20 protein-coding genes are annotated in these 20,777 nt (G+C 60.0%); 3 read left to right on the top strand and 17 right to left on the bottom strand.

What is annotated here, in order from left to right; translation table 11 throughout:
• The first annotated feature begins 8 nt into the window (after positions 1-8).
• Together HWX34_RS11815 and HWX34_RS11810 are read left to right on the top strand one after the other, a co-directional pair.
• Complete coding sequence (locus tag HWX34_RS11815; protein ID WP_178972424.1) at positions 9-521, top strand: PilZ domain-containing protein; 513 nt, start codon at positions 9-11, stop codon at positions 519-521.
• Positions 522-609: 88 nt separating this feature from the next.
• On the top strand, positions 610-1,533 hold the full coding sequence (locus HWX34_RS11810) for a PAS domain-containing protein (protein ID WP_178972423.1): 924 nt from the start codon (positions 610-612) through the stop codon (positions 1,531-1,533).
• A gap of 4 nt (positions 1,534-1,537) precedes the next feature.
• Here HWX34_RS11810 and HWX34_RS11805 read toward each other — a convergent pair whose 3' ends face one another.
• Both HWX34_RS11805 and mpl read right to left on the bottom strand, forming a co-directional pair.
• Positions 1,538-2,170: a LysE family translocator gene (locus HWX34_RS11805; protein ID WP_178972422.1), complete on the bottom strand. Its 633-nt coding sequence runs from the start codon at positions 2,168-2,170 to the stop codon at positions 1,538-1,540.
• A 27-nt stretch (positions 2,171-2,197) separates the two neighbouring features.
• Complete coding sequence (gene mpl / locus HWX34_RS11800; protein ID WP_178972421.1) at positions 2,198-3,583, bottom strand: UDP-N-acetylmuramate:L-alanyl-gamma-D-glutamyl-meso-diaminopimelate ligase; 1,386 nt, start codon at positions 3,581-3,583, stop codon at positions 2,198-2,200.
• A 147-nt stretch (positions 3,584-3,730) separates the two neighbouring features.
• Here mpl and ypfH point away from each other — a divergent pair, with 147 nt between their 5' ends.
• Complete coding sequence (gene ypfH / locus HWX34_RS11795) at positions 3,731-4,417, top strand: esterase (protein ID WP_178972420.1); 687 nt, start codon at positions 3,731-3,733, stop codon at positions 4,415-4,417.
• A gap of 42 nt (positions 4,418-4,459) precedes the next feature.
• Here the strand turns inward: ypfH and HWX34_RS11790 are convergent, their stop codons facing one another.
• The 15 genes from HWX34_RS11790 to HWX34_RS11720 all read right to left on the bottom strand — a co-directional run bounded on the left by HWX34_RS11790 (position 4,460) and on the right by HWX34_RS11720 (position 20,729).
• Positions 4,460-5,860 (bottom strand): sodium:proton antiporter, encoded by a 1,401-nt coding sequence (locus HWX34_RS11790; RefSeq protein WP_178972419.1) that lies wholly within the window; start codon positions 5,858-5,860, stop codon positions 4,460-4,462.
• Positions 5,861-6,150: 290 nt separating this feature from the next.
• On the bottom strand, positions 6,151-6,540 hold the full coding sequence (gene gloA / locus HWX34_RS11785; protein WP_062787566.1) for a lactoylglutathione lyase: 390 nt from the start codon (positions 6,538-6,540) through the stop codon (positions 6,151-6,153).
• A gap of 70 nt (positions 6,541-6,610) precedes the next feature.
• Positions 6,611-7,321, bottom strand: a complete 711-nt coding sequence (locus HWX34_RS11780; protein ID WP_178972418.1) for a M48 family metallopeptidase — start codon at positions 7,319-7,321, stop codon at positions 6,611-6,613.
• Positions 7,281-8,051: a 1-acyl-sn-glycerol-3-phosphate acyltransferase gene (locus tag HWX34_RS11775; protein ID WP_178972417.1), complete on the bottom strand. Its 771-nt coding sequence runs from the start codon at positions 8,049-8,051 to the stop codon at positions 7,281-7,283. The genes HWX34_RS11780 and HWX34_RS11775 overlap by 41 nt, the downstream gene beginning before the upstream one ends.
• 29 nt (positions 8,052-8,080) lie before the next feature.
• A complete protein-coding gene (gene gmhB, locus HWX34_RS11770) occupies positions 8,081-8,617 on the bottom strand; it encodes a D-glycero-beta-D-manno-heptose 1,7-bisphosphate 7-phosphatase (protein ID WP_178972416.1) in 537 nt (178 codons plus the stop codon).
• A gap of 107 nt (positions 8,618-8,724) precedes the next feature.
• Positions 8,725-10,788 (bottom strand): glycine--tRNA ligase subunit beta, encoded by a 2,064-nt coding sequence (gene glyS / locus HWX34_RS11765; protein ID WP_370459740.1) that lies wholly within the window; start codon positions 10,786-10,788, stop codon positions 8,725-8,727.
• Positions 10,789-11,223: a surface-adhesin E family protein gene (locus HWX34_RS11760; protein ID WP_178972414.1), complete on the bottom strand. Its 435-nt coding sequence runs from the start codon at positions 11,221-11,223 to the stop codon at positions 10,789-10,791. It lies immediately after the preceding gene.
• A gap of 6 nt (positions 11,224-11,229) precedes the next feature.
• The gene (gene glyQ, locus HWX34_RS11755; protein ID WP_045847557.1) at positions 11,230-12,120 is read right to left on the bottom strand and encodes a glycine--tRNA ligase subunit alpha; all 891 of its coding nucleotides are present in this window, start codon (positions 12,118-12,120) and stop codon (positions 11,230-11,232) included.
• 116 nt (positions 12,121-12,236) lie between these two features.
• Positions 12,237-12,980: an ABC transporter substrate-binding protein gene (locus HWX34_RS11750; RefSeq protein ID WP_178972413.1), complete on the bottom strand. Its 744-nt coding sequence runs from the start codon at positions 12,978-12,980 to the stop codon at positions 12,237-12,239.
• Positions 12,981-13,263: 283 nt separating this feature from the next.
• Positions 13,264-14,289, bottom strand: coding sequence for an L-threonine 3-dehydrogenase (tdh, locus tag HWX34_RS11745; protein ID WP_178972412.1), 1,026 nt, complete (start codon positions 14,287-14,289; stop codon positions 13,264-13,266).
• A 69-nt stretch (positions 14,290-14,358) separates the two neighbouring features.
• Positions 14,359-15,558, bottom strand: coding sequence for a glycine C-acetyltransferase (locus HWX34_RS11740; protein WP_178972411.1), 1,200 nt, complete (start codon positions 15,556-15,558; stop codon positions 14,359-14,361).
• A gap of 240 nt (positions 15,559-15,798) precedes the next feature.
• Entirely contained in the window at positions 15,799-16,764 is a 966-nt protein-coding gene (locus tag HWX34_RS11735; RefSeq protein ID WP_178972410.1) for a PDR/VanB family oxidoreductase, read from the bottom strand.
• 173 nt (positions 16,765-16,937) lie between these two features.
• Entirely contained in the window at positions 16,938-18,056 is a 1,119-nt protein-coding gene (locus HWX34_RS11730) for an aromatic ring-hydroxylating dioxygenase subunit alpha (protein ID WP_178972409.1), read from the bottom strand.
• 130 nt (positions 18,057-18,186) lie between these two features.
• The gene (locus HWX34_RS11725) at positions 18,187-19,116 is read right to left on the bottom strand and encodes an alpha/beta hydrolase (protein WP_218645154.1); all 930 of its coding nucleotides are present in this window, start codon (positions 19,114-19,116) and stop codon (positions 18,187-18,189) included.
• Between the two features lie 38 nt (positions 19,117-19,154).
• Entirely contained in the window at positions 19,155-20,729 is a 1,575-nt protein-coding gene (locus HWX34_RS11720) for a BCCT family transporter (RefSeq protein WP_178972407.1), read from the bottom strand.
• Positions 20,730-20,777 lie beyond the last annotated feature (48 nt).

Here is a 20,777-nt window from a genome sequence, read left to right as displayed (position 1 = left end):
AGATCACCATGCACCTGCTGCCCGCGCTGGACAGTGCCAGCTTTGATGCCCACCTGCCCTTGCAGGTGCAGTTGCTGAACGACGCGCAGTGCTCTGCTGCACGCCAGCGCGAAACCCGGCTGGCGCTGCGGGTGCTGGCAGCACCGAGCGAGACGCCTGAAGAACCGGACCCGATGCTGATGCGTCTGGAAGCCAAACTGGACCTGGCGCTGGAAATCGCCCTGCTAGGCCATCATCCGGACCGCCCGCCGCTCACCCCCTGCCGACTGGGACTGGACAGCATCGCCTGGGTGTCCGACCACCCCTGGCGGGTGGGCGATACGGTGCAGATTGCCCTGATGCCCAATCCCGATTCGGCGCTGATGTTGTTTCTGGCGGCGCATATCGAAGATCAGCACCCCACTCCCGACGAATCCTACGCCATCATTGCCCGCTTGCAGCTGCCGCAAGACGAACAGACCCAGCCCTTATGGGAACGCTGGGTGTTTCGCCGACATCGCCGGGCCATTCTGGAACGCTGAAACCACCCCGCTGCATTCCGCTGCAATGGGCGGGAAAGTGGAATAGACTGGACTGCCCGGCACCACGCCCTTATGCAAGGATGTCGCCATGGCCAGCCCGTTTACCCTCCAAACGCTAATCGACACCGTACAGGGTGGCTTGTTACTGGTAAAGCCGGAAAACGGCCTGATCATCGCCGCCAACCAGCTGGCTGCCATTTTGCTGGCAACGCCTCACCCCAAGCTGCCAGGCAGTCCGTTCAGCCAATTCCTGCCACAGGCAGAGGACAGCAGCGCCCTGCGTAATCTGCTCGACCAGCAAGGCATGATCTACAACCTGCCCTTTCGCTTGATCAGCGCCAATGGCAGGGCGCTCGACGTGCAACTGTCATTGCGTGAAGTGCTGCTGGCGGACCAAACCAGCCTGGTCATCAGTTTTAGCGACCGCAGCGAAAGCCAGTTGATGCACCAGTTGATCAAGCTGGAACACGAACTGCTACAGCGCGCGCTCAATATGTTGAAAAGCATGAACCAGGGCACATCAAACCAGCTGGAAGATGACCAGCTCATGGGCGCGGTCAGCATCCCGCAGCTCTTGAGTAACGCCCATGCCGAAACCGGTCGCATCCGTCGCTATGGCGGTGCACTCGCCAGCATGCTGGTGCAAGTTGTCAATCTGCCACCGCCGGATGACAACACCACCCGGCGCCAGTTGTTACGTCTGGCTGGCAGCCTGTGCATGCAAGGAACACGCGACAGTGATCAGGTGGCACGCCAACAGGAAGACAAATTTCTGGTGTTAATGCCCAATACCAGCCTGGATGGCGCGCAGGGAGTGGCGCAACGCCTGCAGCAAACACTGGGCCAACTGGTATATCGCCATCAGGCAAGGGAATGCCAGGCAGAAGTCTGTATCGGCCTGAGTGCATTGCGGGTGGCTGAAACCGCCCCCAATGCCATGCTCCAGCGCGTGGACAGCGCGCTGGAACAAGCCAGACAGGCCGGCAGCAACCAGATCAGCCGCCTGGCCTGAAGCGTTAGCGCTGTCCCTGCCGAGCCAGATGCACAGCCATCAGCCCCAGCACGCCGCCCATCAGCCAGCGCTGTAACTGCAAAAACAGCGGCCTGCCAGCCAGAAACGCTGCCATCCGGCCGGCCAGCAAAATCAATAGCGCATTCACCAGCAAGCTGATGGCAATCTGACTGCAGCCCAGCAGCAAGGACTGGGATAACACGCTGCCTTGTAGTGGGTTGATGAACTGTGGCAGCAAGGACAAATACATCACAGCGACCTTGGGATTGAGCAAATTGGTAAACAAACCCATGGCAAACAGCTTGCGCGGACTATCCGGTGGTAATTGGCGCACCGCAAACGGCGAATGGCCGCCGGGCTTGAGCGCCTGCAAGGCGAGGTAAAACAAATAGGCGGCACCGGCCAGCCGCAGTACGTCATAGGCAAGGGGCACGGCCAGCAACAAGGCACTGATGCCAAGCGCGGCGCACAACATGTAGCACAAGAAGCCTGCGCCGACTCCCGCCAGCGAAACCATACCTGCACGGCGCCCCTGACAGATAGAGCGAGACAACAGGTAAGCCATATTGGGACCGGGCGTCAGCACCATGCCCAAAGCCAGCAGGGAAAAGGTTAACCAGTGTGCGCTGTCTGGCATGATGGGCTCCGGTTTGGTAGTCAGCGCCTAGTGTGCCTGAGCCTTTTGCAAACCATCCAGCAGTTTCTGGTGTATGCCGCCAAAACCACCGTTACTCATCACCAGGATATGATCGCCACTGCGGGCTTCAGCCAGAATGGCGGCGATGAGCGCATCCAGCTGATCGAAAGTCTCCGCCTTGTCGCCCATCGGCAGCAAGGCTTCAGCCGGGCTCCAGTTGAGGCCGGCTGCCGAGCAGAACACCCGGTCGGCCAGCACCAGCGAGGCGGGCAGCGCATCCTTCATGGTGCCCAGCTTCATGGTGTTGGAGCGCGGCTCCAGCACCGCCAGAATGCGTGCGTCACCCACATGGCGACGCAAGCCTTCCAGCGTGGTGGCAATGGCAGTGGGGTGATGGGCAAAGTCGTCATACACGGTGACACCAGCCACCTTGCCGCGCACTTCCATGCGGCGCTTTACGTTGTCAAAGCGTGCCAGCGCGGCAATGGCATCACGTACGGCCACCCCGGCGTGGCGAGCGGCGGCAATGGCGGCCACCGCATTCAGGCGGTTGTGCTCGCCCATCAGCGTCCACTCCACCCGGCCTTGCTGCAGGCCATGCAGCAGCACATCGAAGTGGCCATGGGCATCCGGCTCGCCCGCTTGCCAGCCAGATTCGATACCAAACGTCTCTACCGGCGTCCAGCAGCCACGCTCCAGCACGCGGCTCAGGCTGGCCTCGCGGCCATTGCTGACAATCAGGCCCTGCGCCGGGATGGTGCGCACCATGTGATGGAATTGTGTTTCGATGGCAGCCAGATCAGCGAAGATGTCCGCATGATCGTATTCCAGATTATTCAGGATGGCAGTACGCGGCCGGTAATGGACAAACTTGGAACGCTTGTCGAAGAAGGCGGTATCGTATTCGTCCGCCTCGATCACAAAGAAAGGGCTGCGGCTGGCCGGGTCCTGCGTCGGCGCACCGGGCAGGCGGGCAGAGACGCCAAAGTTCTGCGGAATGCCGCCAATCAGAAAACCCGGAGCCAGACCGGCGTCTTCCAGAATCCACGCCAGCATGGAGCTGGTGGTGGTTTTGCCATGGGTACCGGCCACTGCCAGCACCCATTTGTCGTGCAGCACATTTTCCGCCAGCCATTGCGGGCCGGAGATATACGGCAGGCCGCGATTGAGGATTTCTTCCATCAAGGGCTTACCGCGGGTGACGACATTACCAATCACATACATGTCGGCCCCCAGTTCCAGCTGTTCGGCCCCGAAACCCTGGGTCAGGGTAATGCCCATGGACTCCAGCTGGGTGCTCATCGGAGGATAGACGTTGGCATCGCAACCGGTGACGGTGTGGCCGGCCTGCTTGGCAATGGCAGCAATGCCGCCCATGAAGGTGCCGCAAATGCCCAGAATGTGGATGTGCATGTGAGTGAATGCTGTGTTAACCGCGAGGGAGCTATTATAACGCTGCATTGGCCTTATATTTCACTCTGTTCACACGCGGCCCATGGCCCGCTCATCATTCCAGCCGGACACTTTTGGCAAACGGGCCGGCAGATCAGGAGAAAACAGATGCGCCACGATATCGTGATTCAACAACCGGCCAGCCCAGTACAACTGATGTTGCTGTTCCATGGCGTGGGTGGCAGCCCGGAAAGCATGGCCGAACTGGGACGCTATCTGGGCAAAAGCTTTCCGCAAGCGCTGATTGTCAGCGTGGCCGGGGCGGATGAGAGTGATCTGGGTCAGGGTTTCCAGTGGTTTTCGGTACAAGGCGTCACCGAGGAAAACCGCTTGCAACGGGTAGCCACCGCCCTGCCTCGCTTTGTCGCTGCCGTGGAGTACTGGCAGCAGCAAAGCGGCCTGGGCCATGCCGCCACCGCGCTATTGGGTTTCAGCCAGGGTGCCATCATGGCGCTGGAAGCTGCGGTCGCCTACCCGGCGCTGGCCAGCCGGGTGCTGGCGTTCAGCGGTCGCTTTGCCAGCCTGCCTGAACGTGCACTGCCGCACACCACCATCCACCTGTTCCATGGCAAGGCCGACCCGGTGATTCCGTATGTGCACAGCGTGCGGGCAGCCGAGCACCTGATTGCGCTGGGGGGCGATGTGACCGCTGAAATCGAGCCATTCGTCGGCCATCAACTGCATGAGGACTTGCTGGAAAAAGCGGTGGAATACCTGCAATCGCATATTCCCAAACATGTGTGGGATGAGGCGCTGTCCGCCACGCCACCACAGGGCAGCATCAAACCGCATTGATGTCACGGCGAGTCTCCTGGGTGGAGGCTCGCCGTTTTTGCTTCAGAAAAACAGCCAGGTCAGCAGCACAAACAGCGGCATCAGCACCGCACCAGACCACAGCATGTAGGCAAAGAAGCTGGGCATGACCACGCCGCGCTGCTCGGCAATGGCTTTCACCATGAAGTTGGGGGCGTTGCCGATATAGGTATTGGCCCCCATGAACACCGCGCCCATGGAAATGGCCAGCAGGGTTTGCGCCAGCGGCCCCATCAGCGTCACCGCATTGCCATCCGCCAGATTGAAAAACACCAGATAGGTGGGGGCATTGTCCAGGAAGCTGGATAGCAGCCCGGTCATCCAGAAATACATGGCATTCGCCGGCTGGCCATCTGCCCCGGATACCGCATGCACCAGCGCCGCCAACTGGCCGCTGCTACCGGCACGCAAGATGGCAATGGCCGGGCCTATGGTGATGAAGATGCCGGCAAACAGCTTGCCCACTTCCAGAATCGGGTCCCAGTTGAATTCATTACCGGCCCGTACCTGCTTTGGTGTCAGCAATAAAGAAGCCAGCGCCAGCAATAACAACAGCCCGTCACGCACCAGGTTTTGCAGCTCGGCATGTACACCGGCCACTTCCAGATGAATGCCCGGCTGCCAGAAACCGGACAGCAGCACCGCCCCCACCACACCGGCCAACAAGAAGAAATTACGCTTGCCATACAGCCGCAGTGGTTGATCTTGATGCGGCTTGAATTCTTCGTCCTCACGGCGGTAAAAATGGCTGTCCAGCAAAAAGAACACCAGCAACAAGGCGGCAGACAGGGTCAGTACCGGCAGCAGCATGTGCTGGAAGGTCCAGCCGAATGTCACGCCCTTGAGGAAGCCCAGAAACAGCGGCGGGTCGCCCAACGGCGTCAGACCGCCGCCGACATTGGCCACCAGGAAAATGAAAAACACCACCACATGCACCCGGTGCTTGCGGTTGTCATTGGCCTTCAGCAAAGGGCGAATCAGCAACATGGCCGCCCCGGTAGTGCCCATGATGGAAGCCAGCGCCGTGCCGATGGCCAGAATGGTGGTATTGACCCTGGGCGAACCATGCAGGCTGCCGCCCACCAGAATGCCACCCGACACCGTATACAGCGCCAGCAGCAGCATGATGAAGGGAATGTACTCGGCCACCAGCGCATGCACGATCAGGCTGATGGCACTGCCTGCGCCAAAGCTGGCGGTAAACGGCAGCAGGAACAATACCGTCCAGCAGGCGGTGATCTTGCCGAAATGGTGATGCCAGAAGCCCGGCGCAAAAATGGGGAACAAGGCAATGGACAGCAGGATGCCGGCAAAAGGCAGCACCCAGGCCAGGCTGAGCGTGCTGCCATCCAGATCGGCAGCCTGCGCCAGTGCAGGCAGGGTCAACAGCGGCAGGAAAAACAGATAGCGCAGTGCGTTAGGCATTGAAGCTCCGTGAATACCGCGTACACATGAAAAAGGCCGGAACAGCGTCTCCGGCCCCTTATTGCCCGACCGCGCGGGCCATGCAGCCGGAAGCCTTACAGGCGGCCAGGCTGCTGACAAAGTATTGATGCGACGGCATTGGACCCGGCAAAGCCGGGCCTTCCGACTAAGTGGTTAATTCCGCAGCCTTCCCATCTAATCCCAATCCCCCCGCCCTTGCCTTGCCAATTGAAGAAGGAGCCTCGCTTTCCTTTCAGAAAGCGAGAAGAGGGTGTCAATAATCTGAAAGCCTACAGACTGCCCTTCTGGATGAACTCGATCTTATAACCGTCCGGGTCTTCCACGAAAGCAATCACCGTGGTGCCGTGTTTCATCGGGCCAGCCTCGCGCACTACCTTGCCACCCTTGGCGCGCACCGCATCACAGGCCTGATAGGCATCTTCCACCCCGATAGCGATATGGCCGAAGGCGTTGCCCAGCTCATAGCTGTCGGTATCCCAGTTGTGGGTCAGTTCCAGCACGGTATGGTCGGCTTCGTCACCGTAGCCGACAAAGGCCAGGGTGAAGCGGCCTTCCGGGTAATCCTGACGGCGCAACAGGCGCATGCCCAGCACGTCTTGATAAAAAGCCAGCGAACGTTCCAGATTACCGACACGCAGCATGGTGTGCAGAAATTGCATGTTGTGGACTCCTGTGTGATGTAAGGGCGGCTGCCACCGGCTGACCCGTTGCACCGGATCTGGCTCAGGGTCAACCAAAGCGGAACAGGCTACTGCCCTGTTGTTTCAACCAATGACGTGCGTTTTGCCAATCGGGAAACAGGCGGGCGGTTTCCTGCCAGAAGGCCGCCGAATGGTTCATGTGCTGCAAATGCGCCAGCTCGTGGGCCAGCACATAATCGATGATGGCGAGCGGGGCCTGCACCAGTCGCCAGTTAAGGCGGATATCGCCCCGCGCGGTACAACTCCCCCAGCGGGTACGGGCGGATGACAGCGAAAGTTTGCCGGGTGGGCGCGGGCAGTGTGACTGCATCTGCGCCATGCGCTGGGCAAACAGCAGCTGGGCCTGGCGCTTGAGCCAGGCGGATACCACGGCCTGCAGGCCAGTCTCGTCATCCGGCGCTACGCCGGAGACTTGCAATACATCGCCTTCCAGCCTGGCGCTGCGCCGCACTCCGGTTACCCGCTGCAGGCTGATGGGCCGTCCCAGCAAGGTCAAGCCTGTCAGATCGGCCAGTTGCTGTTTTTGTTCCCGCTGCATCACCACATGGCGGGCAATCCAGTCGCGCCGCGCCTGCAATACTTCGTGCAGACGGGCCTGGCTGACGCGCGGATGGGCAATCAGCTCCACCCGGCCATCGGCAATGCGGATGCCAATGCTTTTGCGCACCCGGCGTACCAGGTGCACATCCACCGCGCCCTCAGGCAGCGGCAGGACGGTCCAGGCGGCGGCGCTTGTCATCGGGATGGGCAAAGGGGCCGACACCGCCAATTTCCCGCTGGCGCGCTTCAATCCACTGCTGCGCCTGCTGGGTCATGGCTTCGGGGCCGACACCGTCTTGCGGGTAAATGGCCGGGCCAATCACTACGGTGATCTCCCCCGGATATTTCAAAAAGGCATTACGCGGCCAGAATTCGCCGGCATTGTGTGCCACCGGCACCAGCGGCATGTCCAGCTGGCGCGACATGCGTGCCGCACCATGCTTGTACTTGCCAGCCACGCCCGGCTTGGTACGCGTGCCTTCCGGAAACACGGTAATCCAGAAGCCGTGTTTCTTGCGCTCCAGCCCCTGCTTGAGCATGCGGTCATTGGCACGGGCACGGTCGGAACGGTTGATGGCAATCGGGTTCATCAAGGCCAGGCCCCAGCCGAAGAAGGGCAGCCACAACAGCTCGCGCTTGGCCACGTAAATCTGCGAAGGGAAGATTTTCTGCAAGGCCAGGGTTTCCCAGCCGGACTGGTGCTTGGAACAGATGATGGAGGGGACGGACGGCATGTTTTCCGCGCCGATGACCTTGTATTTCAGTCCCACCACATGCACCAGCAGCCACAGCATGATCTTGGCCCAGCTCTCGCCAAACACATGGCGGGTACGGCGCGGCAACGGCGCAGCAATGAACAGGCCCAGAAAGCACAGCGGCGTGACAATCAGCAGTAACAGCCAGTAAATCAGGTTACGAATCCAGATCATGGGTTAATTCAGCCTCACAACAAACCACTTCAGGAATTGATCAGGTGTTCTGCGGCGTCAAACAGGTCGTCGAACACCAGCGTGCCTTCGGGCAAGCCGCCCTTTTCCAGGGTTTTCATGCCTTTGCCGGTACGTACCAGAATGGGCTGACCGCCAACCGCCGCCACCGATTCCAGATCGCGCAGGCTGTCGCCAATCAGCGGCAGGCCTTGCAATTTGACATTGAAACGCTCGGCCAGCTCCAGCACCATGCCCGGCAGGGGCTTACGGCATTCACAGCCGTGATCCGGCCCGTGCGGGCAGTAGGCTACGGCATCGATGCGGCCACCAGTCTGACCCACCAGACGGTGCATCTTCTCATGCATGGCGTTGAGCGCATGCACATCGAACAGGCCACGGGCCAGGCCGGACTGATTGGTGGCCACCACCACGCGCCAGCCCGCCTGGGTCAGGTTGGCTATCGCTTCCAGACTGTGCGGCAGCGGTACCCATTCCATGGTGTTCTTGACGAAATCATCGCGGTCTTCATTGATGACACCGTCGCGATCCAGGATGACAAGTTTCATGTTGAGCGTGCACTTCCTGAGAAGGGAATGGGGAGTGGCGAGTAGAGCGTAGCGGAGCCCGGCTTGTTGCCCACTCCCTATTCCCGACTCTCCACTCCCCTCCCGGGTTAATCCGCCAGCAGCGAGATATCCGCCACGCGGTTGAACAGGGCTGCCAGGCGGGCCAGCAAGGCAATACGGTTGGCACGCACGGCCAGGTCGTCCGCCATCACCATCACGCCATCAAAGAAGGCATCCACCGGTGCCTTCAGGCTGGAGAGCTGCGCCAGCGCACCGGCAAAGTCGTGGGCGGCAAACTTGGCATCCACCTGCGGAGCCAGCTCGGTCACGGCAGCGTACAGGGCCTGCTCGGCGGCTTCGCTCAGCAGGGCCGGGTTTACCGAGCCCACTTCGCCTTCCACCTTCTTCAGGATGTTCTTCACCCGCTTGTTGGCGGCAGCCAGGGTAGCCGCTTCCGGCAGTGTCTTGAAGGCAGCCACGGCCGCCAGTACCGCCGGGACTTCGTTCAGGGTGGACGGAGCCAGTGCCAGCACGGCTTCCACTTCGTCAGCCTGATAGTCAGCCGCCAGGTAGTTCTTCAGGCGGTCCATCATGAAGGCAAACACTTCGTCCGCCGTGGTGGCGGACAGCTTGCCAGCCGGGAAGGCGGCAGCCACCAGCGTCAGCAGGGCCTTGAGGTCCAACTTGGCCTCTAGTGCCATGCGCAGCACGCCCAGGGCGGCACGACGCAAGGCGTAGGGGTCTTTGTCACCGGTCGGAATCAGGCCGATGCCCCAGATGCCGACAATGGCTTCCAGCTTGTCTGCCAGCGCCACGGCAGTGGCGATATCGCCCTGCGGCAGGCTGTCACCGGCAAAGCGCGGGTGGTAGTGGCCTTCAATGGCGGCGGCAACCACGTCGCTTTCGCCGTCGTGCAGAGCGTAGTACATGCCCATGACGCCTTGAAGTTCGGGGAATTCACCCACCATGTCGGTGACCAGATCGGCCTTGGCCAGCAAGGCGGCACGTTCGGCCACGGACTGGTCTGCACCCAGTTGGGCGGCGATCTGGCCGGCAATGGCTTGCAGGCGTTCGACACGTTCCAGCTGGCTGCCGATCTTGTTGTGGTAAACCACTTCGGCCAGTTTGGCCAGACGGGTTTCCAGACGGGCTTTCTGATCCTGCTCGAAGAAGAACTTGGCATCGGACAGGCGGGCGCGCAGCACGCGCTCGTTACCCTGGATGATGTGGCTGGGGTCGGCGGTTTCCAGATTGGACACCAGCAGGAAGCGGTTCATCAGCTTGCCCTTGGCATCCAGCAGCGGGAAGTACTTCTGATTTTGCTGCATGGTCAGGATGAGGCATTCCTGCGGCACCTTGAGGAATTCGGCTTCGAAGCCTGCTTCCAGCACCACCGGCCATTCCACCAGCGCGGTTACTTCGTCCAGCAAAGCGTCGTCGGCGGCAATGGTGGCACCATGCACGGCAGCGGCATCGGCCAGGCGCTTCTTGATCAGTTCGCGGCGTGCGTCAAAGCTGGCCAACACCTTGCCCTGCTCGAACAGCACGCGGGCATAGTCGTCGGCTTTTTCGACAAACACATCGCCGCTGGACAGGAAGCGGTGACCACGGGTGGCGTTACGGCTGGTGAGGCCCAGCAGGCTGCCATCGATCACGGTTTCGCCCCACAGCATGATCAGGCCATGCACCGGACGTACGAACTGGTAGTCGTAGTCGGCCCAGCGCATCAGCTTGGGAATCGGCAGCTTTTTCAGTGCCAGCGCCACGATGTCGGTGAGTACGGCGGACAGGGCTTCACCGGTCTTGGTGCTTTCATAGGCAAACACGTCCTGCTTGCCATCGCTCATGGTGGTGAGCGCGGAGACATCCACACCGCAGGAGCGGGCAAAACCAGCCAGTGCCGGGGTGGGCTGGCCATCCTTCATGCCGGCGGCCACAGCCGGGCCCTTGCGCACGATTTTCTGGTCCGGCTGCACGGCCAGCACGGCCGGGACTTGCACAGCCAGGCGGCGCGGCGAGGCAAACACGGTGGCGGCGACATCGGCAGCCACAAACTGCAGTTTTTTCAGTTCTTCGGTAATGGTCTGGCCAAAGCTGTGCGACAGCTTTTCCAGCGCCTTGGGCGGCAGCTCTTCGGTGAGCAACTCGATAAGCAAGGTGGCGTTCATGATTTATTCAGGTTTCTTGTGCGGAGCGGATTTGGCGAGATAGCACACGACTTGCAACATGGTGTCGGCAACCGACCCCTGCTCCACCGACTGCCACTTCCAGGCAAAACGTTGTACCGGGAACATGGTGGCGTACAGCTGGCGGCCACGCTTGTCGGCATATTCGAAGCCGACAAAGGTATATTGCTGCTTGCTGCAGCTGGCATAGCCGCTGGTGCGCCGGATGAAATACTTGATGTCGGTGGCCTTGTCGTACTGACGTTCGCTAAAGCGCTCCTGATTCACAAAATGGACCAGCCCGTCCTTTTCTACCCAGATGGAATTACGGTCCATAGACAGTTCCAGCGCGGAACCTTGCTGGTATACGCCCCAGTCAGGTTCTGCCGCCATGGCAGGCAGGGACAGCAGGGCCAGAAGCAGACTGATCCGTGTTTTCATGGCCGGTCAGGCCTTGGGGCACATGGGGAAACCCAGTGCCTCGCGCGCGGCGTAGTAAGCCTGAGCCACACCGCGCGACAGGGTACGCACCCGGCCGATATAGGTGGCACGCTCAGTGACCGAGATCGCACCACGCGCATCCAGCAGGTTGAAGCAGTGACCGGCCTTGAGCACCATTTCGTAAGCCGGCAGCGCCAGCGGGATGTCCAGCAGACGCTTGGCTTCGGATTCGTAGTAGCTGAACAGTTCGAACAGCTTGGGCACATTGGCGTGCTCGAAGTTGTAGGTGGACTGCTCCACTTCGTTCTGGTGGTACACGTCGCCGTAGGTCACGCGCTGACCGTTGGGGTAGACCGTCCACAGCAGGTCGTAGACGTTTTCCACACCTTGCAGATACATGGCCAGACGTTCGATACCGTAGGTGATTTCACCCAGTACCGGCTTGCAGTCCAGACCGCCCACTTGCTGGAAGTAGGTGAACTGGGTGACTTCCATGCCGTTCAGCCAGACTTCCCAACCCAGACCCCAGGCACCCAGCGTCGGGTTTTCCCAGTCGTCCTCGACAAAGCGGATGTCATGCACGGTGGGGTCGATGCCCAGCACCTTGAGCGAACCCAGGTAGAGTTCCTGGATATTGGCCGGCGACGGCTTGAGCGCTACCTGGAACTGGTAGTAATGCTGCAGGCGGTTCGGGTTTTCACCGTAGCGGCCATCCTTGGGACGACGCGACGGTTGTACATAGGCGGCGTTCCACGGCTCCGGGCCGATGGCACGCAGACAGGTGGCCGGATGTGAGGTACCGGCGCCCACCTCCATGTCGAAGGGTTGCATGATGACGCACCCTTGCTCGTTCCAATAATTCTGGAGGGTAAGGATGATTTCCTGGAAGGTAAGCATAGACGTGGGGTAGCGAGTAAAAAGTCAAAGGTCGATTCTACCGCCTAGAGCCCACGGCGCAAAGCAAGGAGACGGCCTGAACGTACGCCGCGTTGTGCATTGCATGAAAAGCCAGCTTATTCGGACAAATGATAATGCCGTCGCAGACGCGACAATGTACCGGCTTGCTGCTGCAGGAATTGATTGAACTGATCGATGATTTCCGGATTGTGCGTGGATGACAGCATCAGCGGCACCCGGTCCACCGGCAATTCCCGTGCCGGTTCCAGCTGACCGGCAGCGCCCATGGTTCGGGCCAGGCGCATGCCGACACTCCAGTCCAGATAGATCGCTTGCACACGTCCTACCAGTAACTGCCGCAAAAGACCCTGCTGCGAGCTGTTTTCTGTCAGCTGGATCTGGCCACTGTGCACCTGGTCCAGATAAGCAACCGGGGTAAAACCGGTCAGCGTAGCCATATTGCTCAGCTGCTCCAGCTTCAGGGCCTGATGTGGAGCACGCACCAGCAAGCCCTCTTTCAGTGTCACCAGTGGCAGGCTGTAGCTGAGCAAGACACCCCGCCTGGCGTCCACACTCCAGCGCGGGTGATCGGGAAATTTGAAATCGACATTCTGCTCGGACAAAAAGGCAGACATCAGCCGTGCAGGCGGCATCGGCTTGTAGACAAACACATAGCCCCGGCTGCGTGCAAAGGCATCCAGCACATCGCGCGCCAGCCCCCGATAATTGCCATTGCTGTCCAGATAGTAATAAGGCGCGTAGTCCAGTGCCTCTACCCCGATGGTCAGAACACGGGAATCAGCCAGCGCAGGCAACGCATACAGTACGCCCCAGCATGACAGCAGAAACCATCGACGCATCCAGCCCCTGTTACCCATGTACTTTACTCATCCTTACCTGGCGGACAGACAGCGTAGATAAGCCGGATGTCAGCAAGATGGCCAGCACGACAGGCAGGGACAAATCATGTCATTTTAATTAATTGGCATGAAAAATTGCGCCCCAGCCCGGAAGCAACAGCGAAAATGCAGCGGGAAACCAGAGAATCTACAGCAGCCAGCGCAACCTGGCACAACGATGACCAAGCCCGGCACAGCCGGGCTTGGTCATCCATCTGACTGGCTTGCCAGCCAGGCCGGGGACTCAACTCCAGTCCAGAATCACCTTGCCGCTTTGGCCGGACAACATCGCAGCGAAGCCCTGCTCGAAATCATCCACCTTGAAGTGATGGGTGATGATGGGACGGATATCCAGCCCGGACTGGATCAGCGCCACCATCTTGTACCAGGTTTCAAACATCTCGCGGCCATAAATACCCTTGATTTCCAGGCCCTTGAAGATGACCTGGTTCCAGTCGATGGCGGTATTGGCAGGAGGAATGCCCAGCAAGGCCACCTTGCCACCGTGGTTCATGGTTTCCAGCATCTGGCGGAAGGCCTGCGGGTTGCCGGACATTTCCAGGCCCACATCGAAGCCTTCGCACATGTGCAACTCGCTCATCACCTGTTTCAGGTCTTCCCGCGCCACGTTTACTGCGCGGCTGGCACCCATCTGGCGCGCCAGTTCCAGGCGATAGTCGTTGACGTCGGTAATCACGATATGGCGCGCGCCCACATGCTTGGCAATGGCCACCGCCATGATGCCGATGGGGCCGGCACCGGTAATCAAAACGTCCTCACCTACCAGATTGAAGGACAGCGCGGTATGCACCGCATTGCCGAAGGGGTCGAAGATAGCCGCCAGATCGTCGGAAATGTCGTCCGGAATGGGGAAGGCATTGAAGGCCGGAATCACCAGGTATTCGGCAAATGCACCTTCACGGTTGACGCCCACGCCCACCGTGTTGCGGCACAGGTGGCGACGGCCGGCACGACAGTTGCGGCAATGGCCACAGGTGATGTGGCCTTCGCCGGATACACGCTGGCCGATTTCAAAGCCGCGCACTTCGGAGCCCATCGCGGCCACTACGCCGACGTATTCATGCCCCACGTGCATCGGCACCGGAATGGTCTTCTGCGCCCATTCGTCCCAGTTCCAGATGTGGATATCAGTGCCGCAGATGGCGGTTTTGCTGATCTTGATCAGCAGGTCGTTATGGCCGATTTCCGGTTGCGGTACATCGTTCATCCACAGCCCGGGAGCGGATTTGAGTTTGGAAAGTGCTTTCATGATGTTTGCCTGCCTGTCAGTTGCGCGCCCGCCGGACTTGTGGCCAGCGGGCTGATGTCTGGATGCGGTTCAGTCGATGACTTTCAGATCGCGGCCCACCTTGATGAAGGCGGCCACCGCGCGCTGTACCTGCTCCACCGTGTGACCGGCCGACATCTGGGTACGGATGCGCGCCTTGCCCTTGGGTACCACCGGGAAGGAAAAGCCAATCACATACACGCCCTCTTGCAGCAAGCGGGCGGCCATTTCCCCAGCCAGGCGGGCATCACCCAGCATCACCGGAATGATGGGGTGCTGACCCGGCACCAGGGTGAAACCGGCGGCAGACATTTCGTTGCGGAACAGCTCGGCATTGCGCTTGAGCTGGACGCGCAATTGACGGCCTTCGTTCTGAATCAGCTTGAGCACTTCCAGGCTGGCGGCGGTAATGGCCGGAGCCAGGCTGTTGGAGAACAGATAGGGGCGCGAACGCTGACGCAGCAGATCGACAATAGGCTGGCGTGCCGACACATAACCGCCGGAAGCCCCGCCCAGCGCCTTGCCCAGCGTGCCAGTGTAGATATCCACCTTGTCGGCCACGCCGCACAGCTCTGGCGTACCGGCACCGTTTTCACCGATGAAACCGACGGCGTGGGAGTCGTCCACCATCACCAGTGCACCATGACGGCCTGCCACTTCGCACAGGGTTTTCAGGTCGGCAATGATGCCGTCCATGGAGAACACGCCGTCGGTCACGATCAGCTTGAAACGCGCACCGGCCGCTTCAGCGGCAATCAGCTGCGCTTCCAGATCAGCCATGTCGTTGTTCTTGTAACGGAAGCGCTTGGCCTTGCACAGGCGCACGCCGTCGATGATGGAGGCGTGGTTGAGTTCGTCGGAAATCACCGCGTCTTCTTCACCCAGGAGGGTTTCGAATACGCCACCGTTAGCGTCGAAACAGCTGGAATACAGAATGGTGTCGTCGGTGCCAAGAAAGCCGGAAATGGCTTGTTCCAGATCCTTGTGCACCTGCTGGGTACCACAGATGAAACGTACCGAGGCGCAGCCATAACCATAATCATCCAGCCCGCGCTTGGCCGCGTCGATCAGGCGGGCATCATCGGCCAGACCCAGATAGTTGTTGGCGCAGAAGTTGAGTACATGGGCACCACCGGACAGGGCGATATCGGCACGCTGCGGGGTGGCAATCACCCGCTCCGGCTTTTCAAAACCATCCGCGCGGATTTGGGCCAGCGTCGCTTCAAGATGGGCAAGATAGGTATGGTTCATGGCAGGGATGTCCTTGTAGGCCAATCGTGGGGCGCCGGGACTGCAGTCGCAGCGGGATCACCGCGCGCCGGAAACTGTCATCCATTCTAGCCCAGCGTATCCGGCTTTATCAGTGACAGTTGTCAAGGAAATCACGGGGCGGCTGTCACCATTATTTTGTTCAGCCATGACGCACTGTCACCATCCATTTCACCTTGATAGCCCCCTCCGGCCAGCAGGCGAGCACGCCATTGCATGGTTTTACAGATCCAGCACGATACGACTGCCTTTGGCGCGCGATACGCAAATCAGCATGCTGTTTTGCGCCTGTTTTTCTTCTTCGCTCAGGTATTGGTCACGGTGCTCGGCCTCGCCTTCGACAATGCCCACCTCACAGGTGCCGCATACCCCTTCGCGACACAGACAATCCACCGCCACCGAGCCATCCGACTCGATGGCTTGCAGGATGGTTTGTTCTGCCGCCACCGGAATTTCGCGCCCGGAACGGGCCAGCACCACGGTAAATGCCGCGCCACCCGAAGTGCTGGCAGCAAACTGCTCCCAATGCAGGCGGGCGGGTGGAATGCCCTGCTCTGCTCCGGCCTGCTGCACGGCCTCAATCAAGGACTGCGGCCCGCAGACATAGACGTGGTCATGTTCACCCAGGTGTGCCAGCAAGGCACTGACATTGCACTGCTCCCCCCGGGAGGCATCATGAAAATGGCAGTGCGCGCCGTAACGGGCGGTCAGTTCGTCGACAAAGGCCGCCTGCTCCTGACTGCGAAACGCGTAATGCAGCTCAAAGGCTGCGCCACTGGCCTGCAGCACCTCCATCTGCGACATGAAAGGGGTAATGCCGATGCCACCGGCAATCAGGATTTGCCGCTCTGGCGTGGCATGCAGCGGGAATAAATTGTTGGGCGGTGAGATCTGCAAAATATCCCCCTCGGCCAAAAAGTCGTGCATGAAGGCCGATCCGCCACGCGAGACCTCCTCGCGGCGCACGGCAATCTGGTACTGCTGTAGCTTGTATGGAGAACTGAGCAGCGAATAGGCGTTGTGGATCAGTCCGCTGGCCGCAGGGATTTGCACCATGATGTGGCTGCCGCCACTGAAGGCCGGCAGCGGGCCGCCATCTGCCGCCTCCAGGGTGAAGCGTTTGATCAAGGGACTGGCTTGTTCGATCCGCAGCACGCGGACGTTGATATTCGGGGTTTTAAGGCTCATGTCACTTCATGCTCGGGATTAACTGGAAAACCGGAAGTGTCCGCCCAGTGGGCAGCGCACCTTGGTCCATGGATATAGACATGCTGCCGCATGAGCAGAGGATGAGTCAGCGTCATGCAGAACACTCCAGGCGCAATGGCGGCAGTGCAAACGCGCCGCCGCCAGGGATGGACTTACTTAGCGTGTTGCTGTGCGACCAGATGATGGAAATGGGCAATGCCGTGCTCGCTGATGCCACTGCGCTGGCGATCGGTCATGATCCGCCCCTGACCACGATAGCCACGCGACTTCAGCCCGCGCTGCACACTTTCCACCAGGCGCAGGTCTTCCGGCCGGAATACGGTGCGATACCATTCCACCAGTGCCTGCTGTTGTTCCGTCAGTTCTTTGTTACGAAAATAGATGTCGTAATGCTGCAAGGTGGTTTCGGCATTCATCGGGTATTCGTAAATCACCGTCATGAAGTCGGCACCCGGCGGTACGTTGAACATGGTGCAAGGCCAGGCCCAGTAACCGCTGAAGCTGGGGTCCTTGACCGAGGGATCAATCCTGAAAGATTTCTCGGAGGAACGGGCCAAGCCGTACTGCAACGTCCAGTTGCCGTGCAGGGTGTGCGTGTATTTGTCCACCTGGACCGAATCGGCAAAACCCGGATGGGCCGGCGCACAGTGGTAGCACTCCATGTAGTTGTCAACGATGACTTTCCAGTTGGCGGGCGTCTGCGTGACAAAACGCGCAGCCAGATGCAACTGGTCGATCACCGGGCATGCCTGACGCAAGCTGTCGGCCAGACCGGGCAATTGCTGCTCCACCGGGCCGGCCGCCAGATTCATGTTGATGAAGACGAAGCCGGCGTACTCCTCCACCTTCAGCGGCGACAAAGTCGCCTTGCCCGCATCGAAATCGACTACGTTTTCGCAATTGCGGGCATGGCCCAGTTGACCGTCCAGTTTGAAGGTCCAGGCGTGATAGGGACAGGTCATCACGTTCTTGGCCCGGCCACTGCCTTGCAGCAACTGATGACCACGATGGGGGCAGACATTGTAAAAACTGCGCAGGACACCATCCCGTCCACGTACCACGATGATGCTTTCACCAGCGACATCGCGGGTGATGTAGTCGTTGGATTCAGCAAGTTCGCTACCATGTGCCACGCAAATCCAGCTGTGGGCGAAAATCTTTTCCTTCTCAAACTGATAGACCTGGTCCGAGGTGTAATACATGGCCGGCAGTGTCCAGGCGCGTTCGGGATCGCCGCAGAAATCCGGGCTCAATCTGGTGTAGTCATGCATGGAGGTCTCCTCTGCTTGGGGGTCACAGGGCTGCAAGTACCTGCCCTTTACTTTGCCGGTCACACCTTAGAGATCGAAATGGCAAGACCGGCGGCGTGCGCGCAGCGCGACAGAACAGGCGGCTGCGCCATTAATCTGAGCTGTGGTCAGCCAGCATGCGACGCATGGCCACCACCAGCGCCCGATACATGCGGGCGGTCTGGCAGCCCTGTTGCCAGAAGCGCAGGCAGCCATGCAGCAGGCCATGAGCCAAATAACATTCCGTCGCCACGCCACTGCGCTGCAGGCGGCGGGCATAGCACAGGCCATCGTCACGAAGGGGGTCGTATTCGGCTACTGCAATAAAAGCGGGGGGCAAACCTTGCAGACTGGCAGCTGCCAACGGGGCCAGCCGCGGGTCGGCATGCGTGGCCGGATCCGGCGCGTACTGCGCCAGGCAATAGGCCATGTCATGACGGCCAAATAACGGGGCATCGGCGTGTTCACTCGCTGCGGGTTCCGTCGGCACTGCCGCCAGCACGGGATAAATCAATACCTGCCCACACAAGGCTGGCCCTGCCCGGCCACGCACAGCCAGGCATAAGGCCGCAGCCAGATTGCCTCCGGCGCTATCACCGGCAACCACAACTCGGGTGGTATTGATACCCAGCTGCAGGCCATCCACGCGCAGCCTGTCCCACAAAGCCAGGCAGTCGTCGAAGGCGGCGGGAAAGACATGCTCCGGTGCCAGCCGGTAATCCACCACCAGCACCGCAGCAGCACACGCCAGCGCCAACGGGGCCGCAATCACCGCATATGAATCCAGATCTCCCAGTATCCAGCCGCCGCCATGCAGGTACAGCACACAGGGCCAGCCGGCTGACGGTGAGGTAGTGGCTGGGCGGTACAAGCGCAGCGGAATATGCCGTCCATCCACCGGCAGGACATGGTCTTCAAGCTGCACACCATCTGGCAGCGGCGCAGTGAAGTGACGGCACAGCGCGCTGTAGGCAGCACGCATCGCCACCAGGCTGTCATCGGCAGCGTGGAACAGGGCGCTCTGGTTTACAAATGACCGCATTTCTGCAGAAAGCTGATAAGTTCTCGCCATGGCCACACTCACGAGCCTGACTGTTTGCTGGCCATGGCGGGAGGCGGCTCGTCGCCAATCTGATGCGCCGGAACATCACCGTAATCTTCACGCAGCCACTTGAGCAGGCCATACACCATCACCAACGTGATCAAGGCGAAGGGAATGGCGGTAATGATGACCGTACTCTTCATGGTATTGAGTGGAGCCTTGGCAAAAATCATTGCCAGCGGTACCAGCGTGAGCATGACGCACCAAAACAGGCGATCTATGGGCGATGGATCCTCCCCTTCAGACAGCTTGCGGGTACAGGTGGCGGAGACTGCATAACCCACCGCATCCATGTGGGCCGCCAGGAAGATCGCCATCACCACCAGAAAAAAACCCGTGACCCAGGCTCCGGCAGGTAACAGGGCCAGCAACTGGGCAATGGCCGACTCCCCACCCTGCGCCTGCAATACCTGTGGCACTGCCACCAGGCCAGTGATGAAGCTGTGCACGCCGTAGCTTTCCAGCACGCCATAAACAAACCAGATGCCGGCACAGCCCCCGAACATCATCGCCAGTAGCACCTCGCGGATGGTGCGGCCACGCGATACGCGGGTGACAAACAAGGCCACGCCTGGCGCATAGGAAATCCACCACAACCAGTAAAACACCGTCCACTCACGGGTAAACTTGCCGTCGCCCAGCGGATCGGTAAACAGGCTCATGTCGACAAAGCTGCTGAGCATCAAGCCCAGGCTGGACAACACATTACTGGTAATGAAGTGGGTAGGCCCCAGCAGATACACATAGGCTGCCAGCGCCAGTACACCCCAGCACACCAGCTGGCTGAGGCGCTTCATGCCGCCATCCATACCCACCCAGGATGACAGGGTAAACAGCACGGCAACCGAAAGAATCACGACCAGCTGGGTGACAAAATTATCCGGAATGCCCGTGAGGGCGGACAGCAAGCGGGTAAAGGTGGTGGCGGTCAGCACCAGCGAAATGGTCAGCGCCCCGAACATGCACAGCATGAACAGCAAATCCACCAGCCGGCCCAGCATGCCATCCGGGCGATGTCCTGTTATAGCGGCAATGATGGCCGCCAGGCTCAAGCCTTTGTTCTTGCGCACGTGATAGTAGTAACACATGGCCACCGCGCCCACGGCATACATGGCCCAGGCACTCAGGCCGGAATGAAACAAGGAATAAGCCACACTGTACTTCAGCGCCTGCGGCGATGATGGTGGCAGGTTCAGACCGGGGGTCTGGTAATAATATGCCCAGTCCAGGAAACCCCAGTACAAGGCAGACGACCCCATGCCGGACATGATGAACATGAAAATCCAGGACAAGGTGGAGTAATCCGGCCCGCCTTCACCCAAGCGAATTTGCCCGTACTTGCTCATGGCCAGCCACACCACAAACAGTACCGAGCCAAAGGCAAACAGCAAGATTGGTGAGGCAAAAACATGGGTACACCAGTACATCAAGCGATCCGCCACTTCGATCGAAGCCTGCGGCATGGCGATCATCATCACCACCATCAGCATCACGATCAGCAAACTGACCAGTGCCAACGGCACGTCGCGCCGGCTATGTGTGAGCTTGTGCATTCTGCCTCCCTGCTGCCAGGCTCAGGCCTGACCTGATTCGGAAATAAG

Origin of the sequence: Aquitalea sp. LB_tupeE (assembly GCF_013391415.1) — a bacterium.
Taxonomy (GTDB): Bacteria; Pseudomonadota; Gammaproteobacteria; order Burkholderiales; family Chromobacteriaceae; genus Aquitalea.
Note: the sequence above shows the minus strand (reverse complement) of the source record. Positions and strands in the feature narration are given on the sequence as shown.

What these genes read in the sequence shown, in the direction of transcription:
- gloA (WP_062787566.1), bottom strand. Translation starts at nt 6,540, where the DNA reads ATGCAATTTCTGCACACCATGCTGCGTGTCGGTAATCTGGAACGTTCG.
- HWX34_RS11720 (WP_178972407.1), bottom strand. Translation starts at nt 20,729, where the DNA reads ATGCACAAGCTCACACATAGCCGGCGCGACGTGCCGTTGGCACTGGTC.
- HWX34_RS11740 (WP_178972411.1), bottom strand. Translation starts at nt 15,558, where the DNA reads ATGAACCATACCTATCTTGCCCATCTTGAAGCGACGCTGGCCCAAATC.
- HWX34_RS11760 (WP_178972414.1), bottom strand. Translation starts at nt 11,223, where the DNA reads ATGAAAACACGGATCAGTCTGCTTCTGGCCCTGCTGTCCCTGCCTGCC.
- ypfH (WP_178972420.1), top strand. Translation starts at nt 3,731, where the DNA reads ATGCGCCACGATATCGTGATTCAACAACCGGCCAGCCCAGTACAACTG.
- HWX34_RS11790 (WP_178972419.1), bottom strand. Translation starts at nt 5,860, where the DNA reads ATGCCTAACGCACTGCGCTATCTGTTTTTCCTGCCGCTGTTGACCCTG.
- HWX34_RS11805 (WP_178972422.1), bottom strand. Translation starts at nt 2,170, where the DNA reads ATGCCAGACAGCGCACACTGGTTAACCTTTTCCCTGCTGGCTTTGGGC.
- HWX34_RS11730 (WP_178972409.1), bottom strand. Translation starts at nt 18,056, where the DNA reads ATGCATGACTACACCAGATTGAGCCCGGATTTCTGCGGCGATCCCGAA.
- HWX34_RS11725 (WP_218645154.1), bottom strand. Translation starts at nt 19,116, where the DNA reads ATGCGGTCATTTGTAAACCAGAGCGCCCTGTTCCACGCTGCCGATGAC.
- HWX34_RS11775 (WP_178972417.1), bottom strand. Translation starts at nt 8,051, where the DNA reads ATGATCTGGATTCGTAACCTGATTTACTGGCTGTTACTGCTGATTGTC.
- HWX34_RS11735 (WP_178972410.1), bottom strand. Translation starts at nt 16,764, where the DNA reads ATGAGCCTTAAAACCCCGAATATCAACGTCCGCGTGCTGCGGATCGAA.
- glyQ (WP_045847557.1), bottom strand. Translation starts at nt 12,120, where the DNA reads ATGCTTACCTTCCAGGAAATCATCCTTACCCTCCAGAATTATTGGAAC.
- gmhB (WP_178972416.1), bottom strand. Translation starts at nt 8,617, where the DNA reads ATGAAACTTGTCATCCTGGATCGCGACGGTGTCATCAATGAAGACCGC.
- HWX34_RS11810 (WP_178972423.1), top strand. Translation starts at nt 610, where the DNA reads ATGGCCAGCCCGTTTACCCTCCAAACGCTAATCGACACCGTACAGGGT.
- HWX34_RS11780 (WP_178972418.1), bottom strand. Translation starts at nt 7,321, where the DNA reads ATGACAAGCGCCGCCGCCTGGACCGTCCTGCCGCTGCCTGAGGGCGCG.
- tdh (WP_178972412.1), bottom strand. Translation starts at nt 14,289, where the DNA reads ATGAAAGCACTTTCCAAACTCAAATCCGCTCCCGGGCTGTGGATGAAC.
- HWX34_RS11750 (WP_178972413.1), bottom strand. Translation starts at nt 12,980, where the DNA reads ATGCGTCGATGGTTTCTGCTGTCATGCTGGGGCGTACTGTATGCGTTG.
- mpl (WP_178972421.1), bottom strand. Translation starts at nt 3,583, where the DNA reads ATGCACATCCACATTCTGGGCATTTGCGGCACCTTCATGGGCGGCATT.
- HWX34_RS11815 (WP_178972424.1), top strand. Translation starts at nt 9, where the DNA reads ATGCACCTGCTGCCCGCGCTGGACAGTGCCAGCTTTGATGCCCACCTG.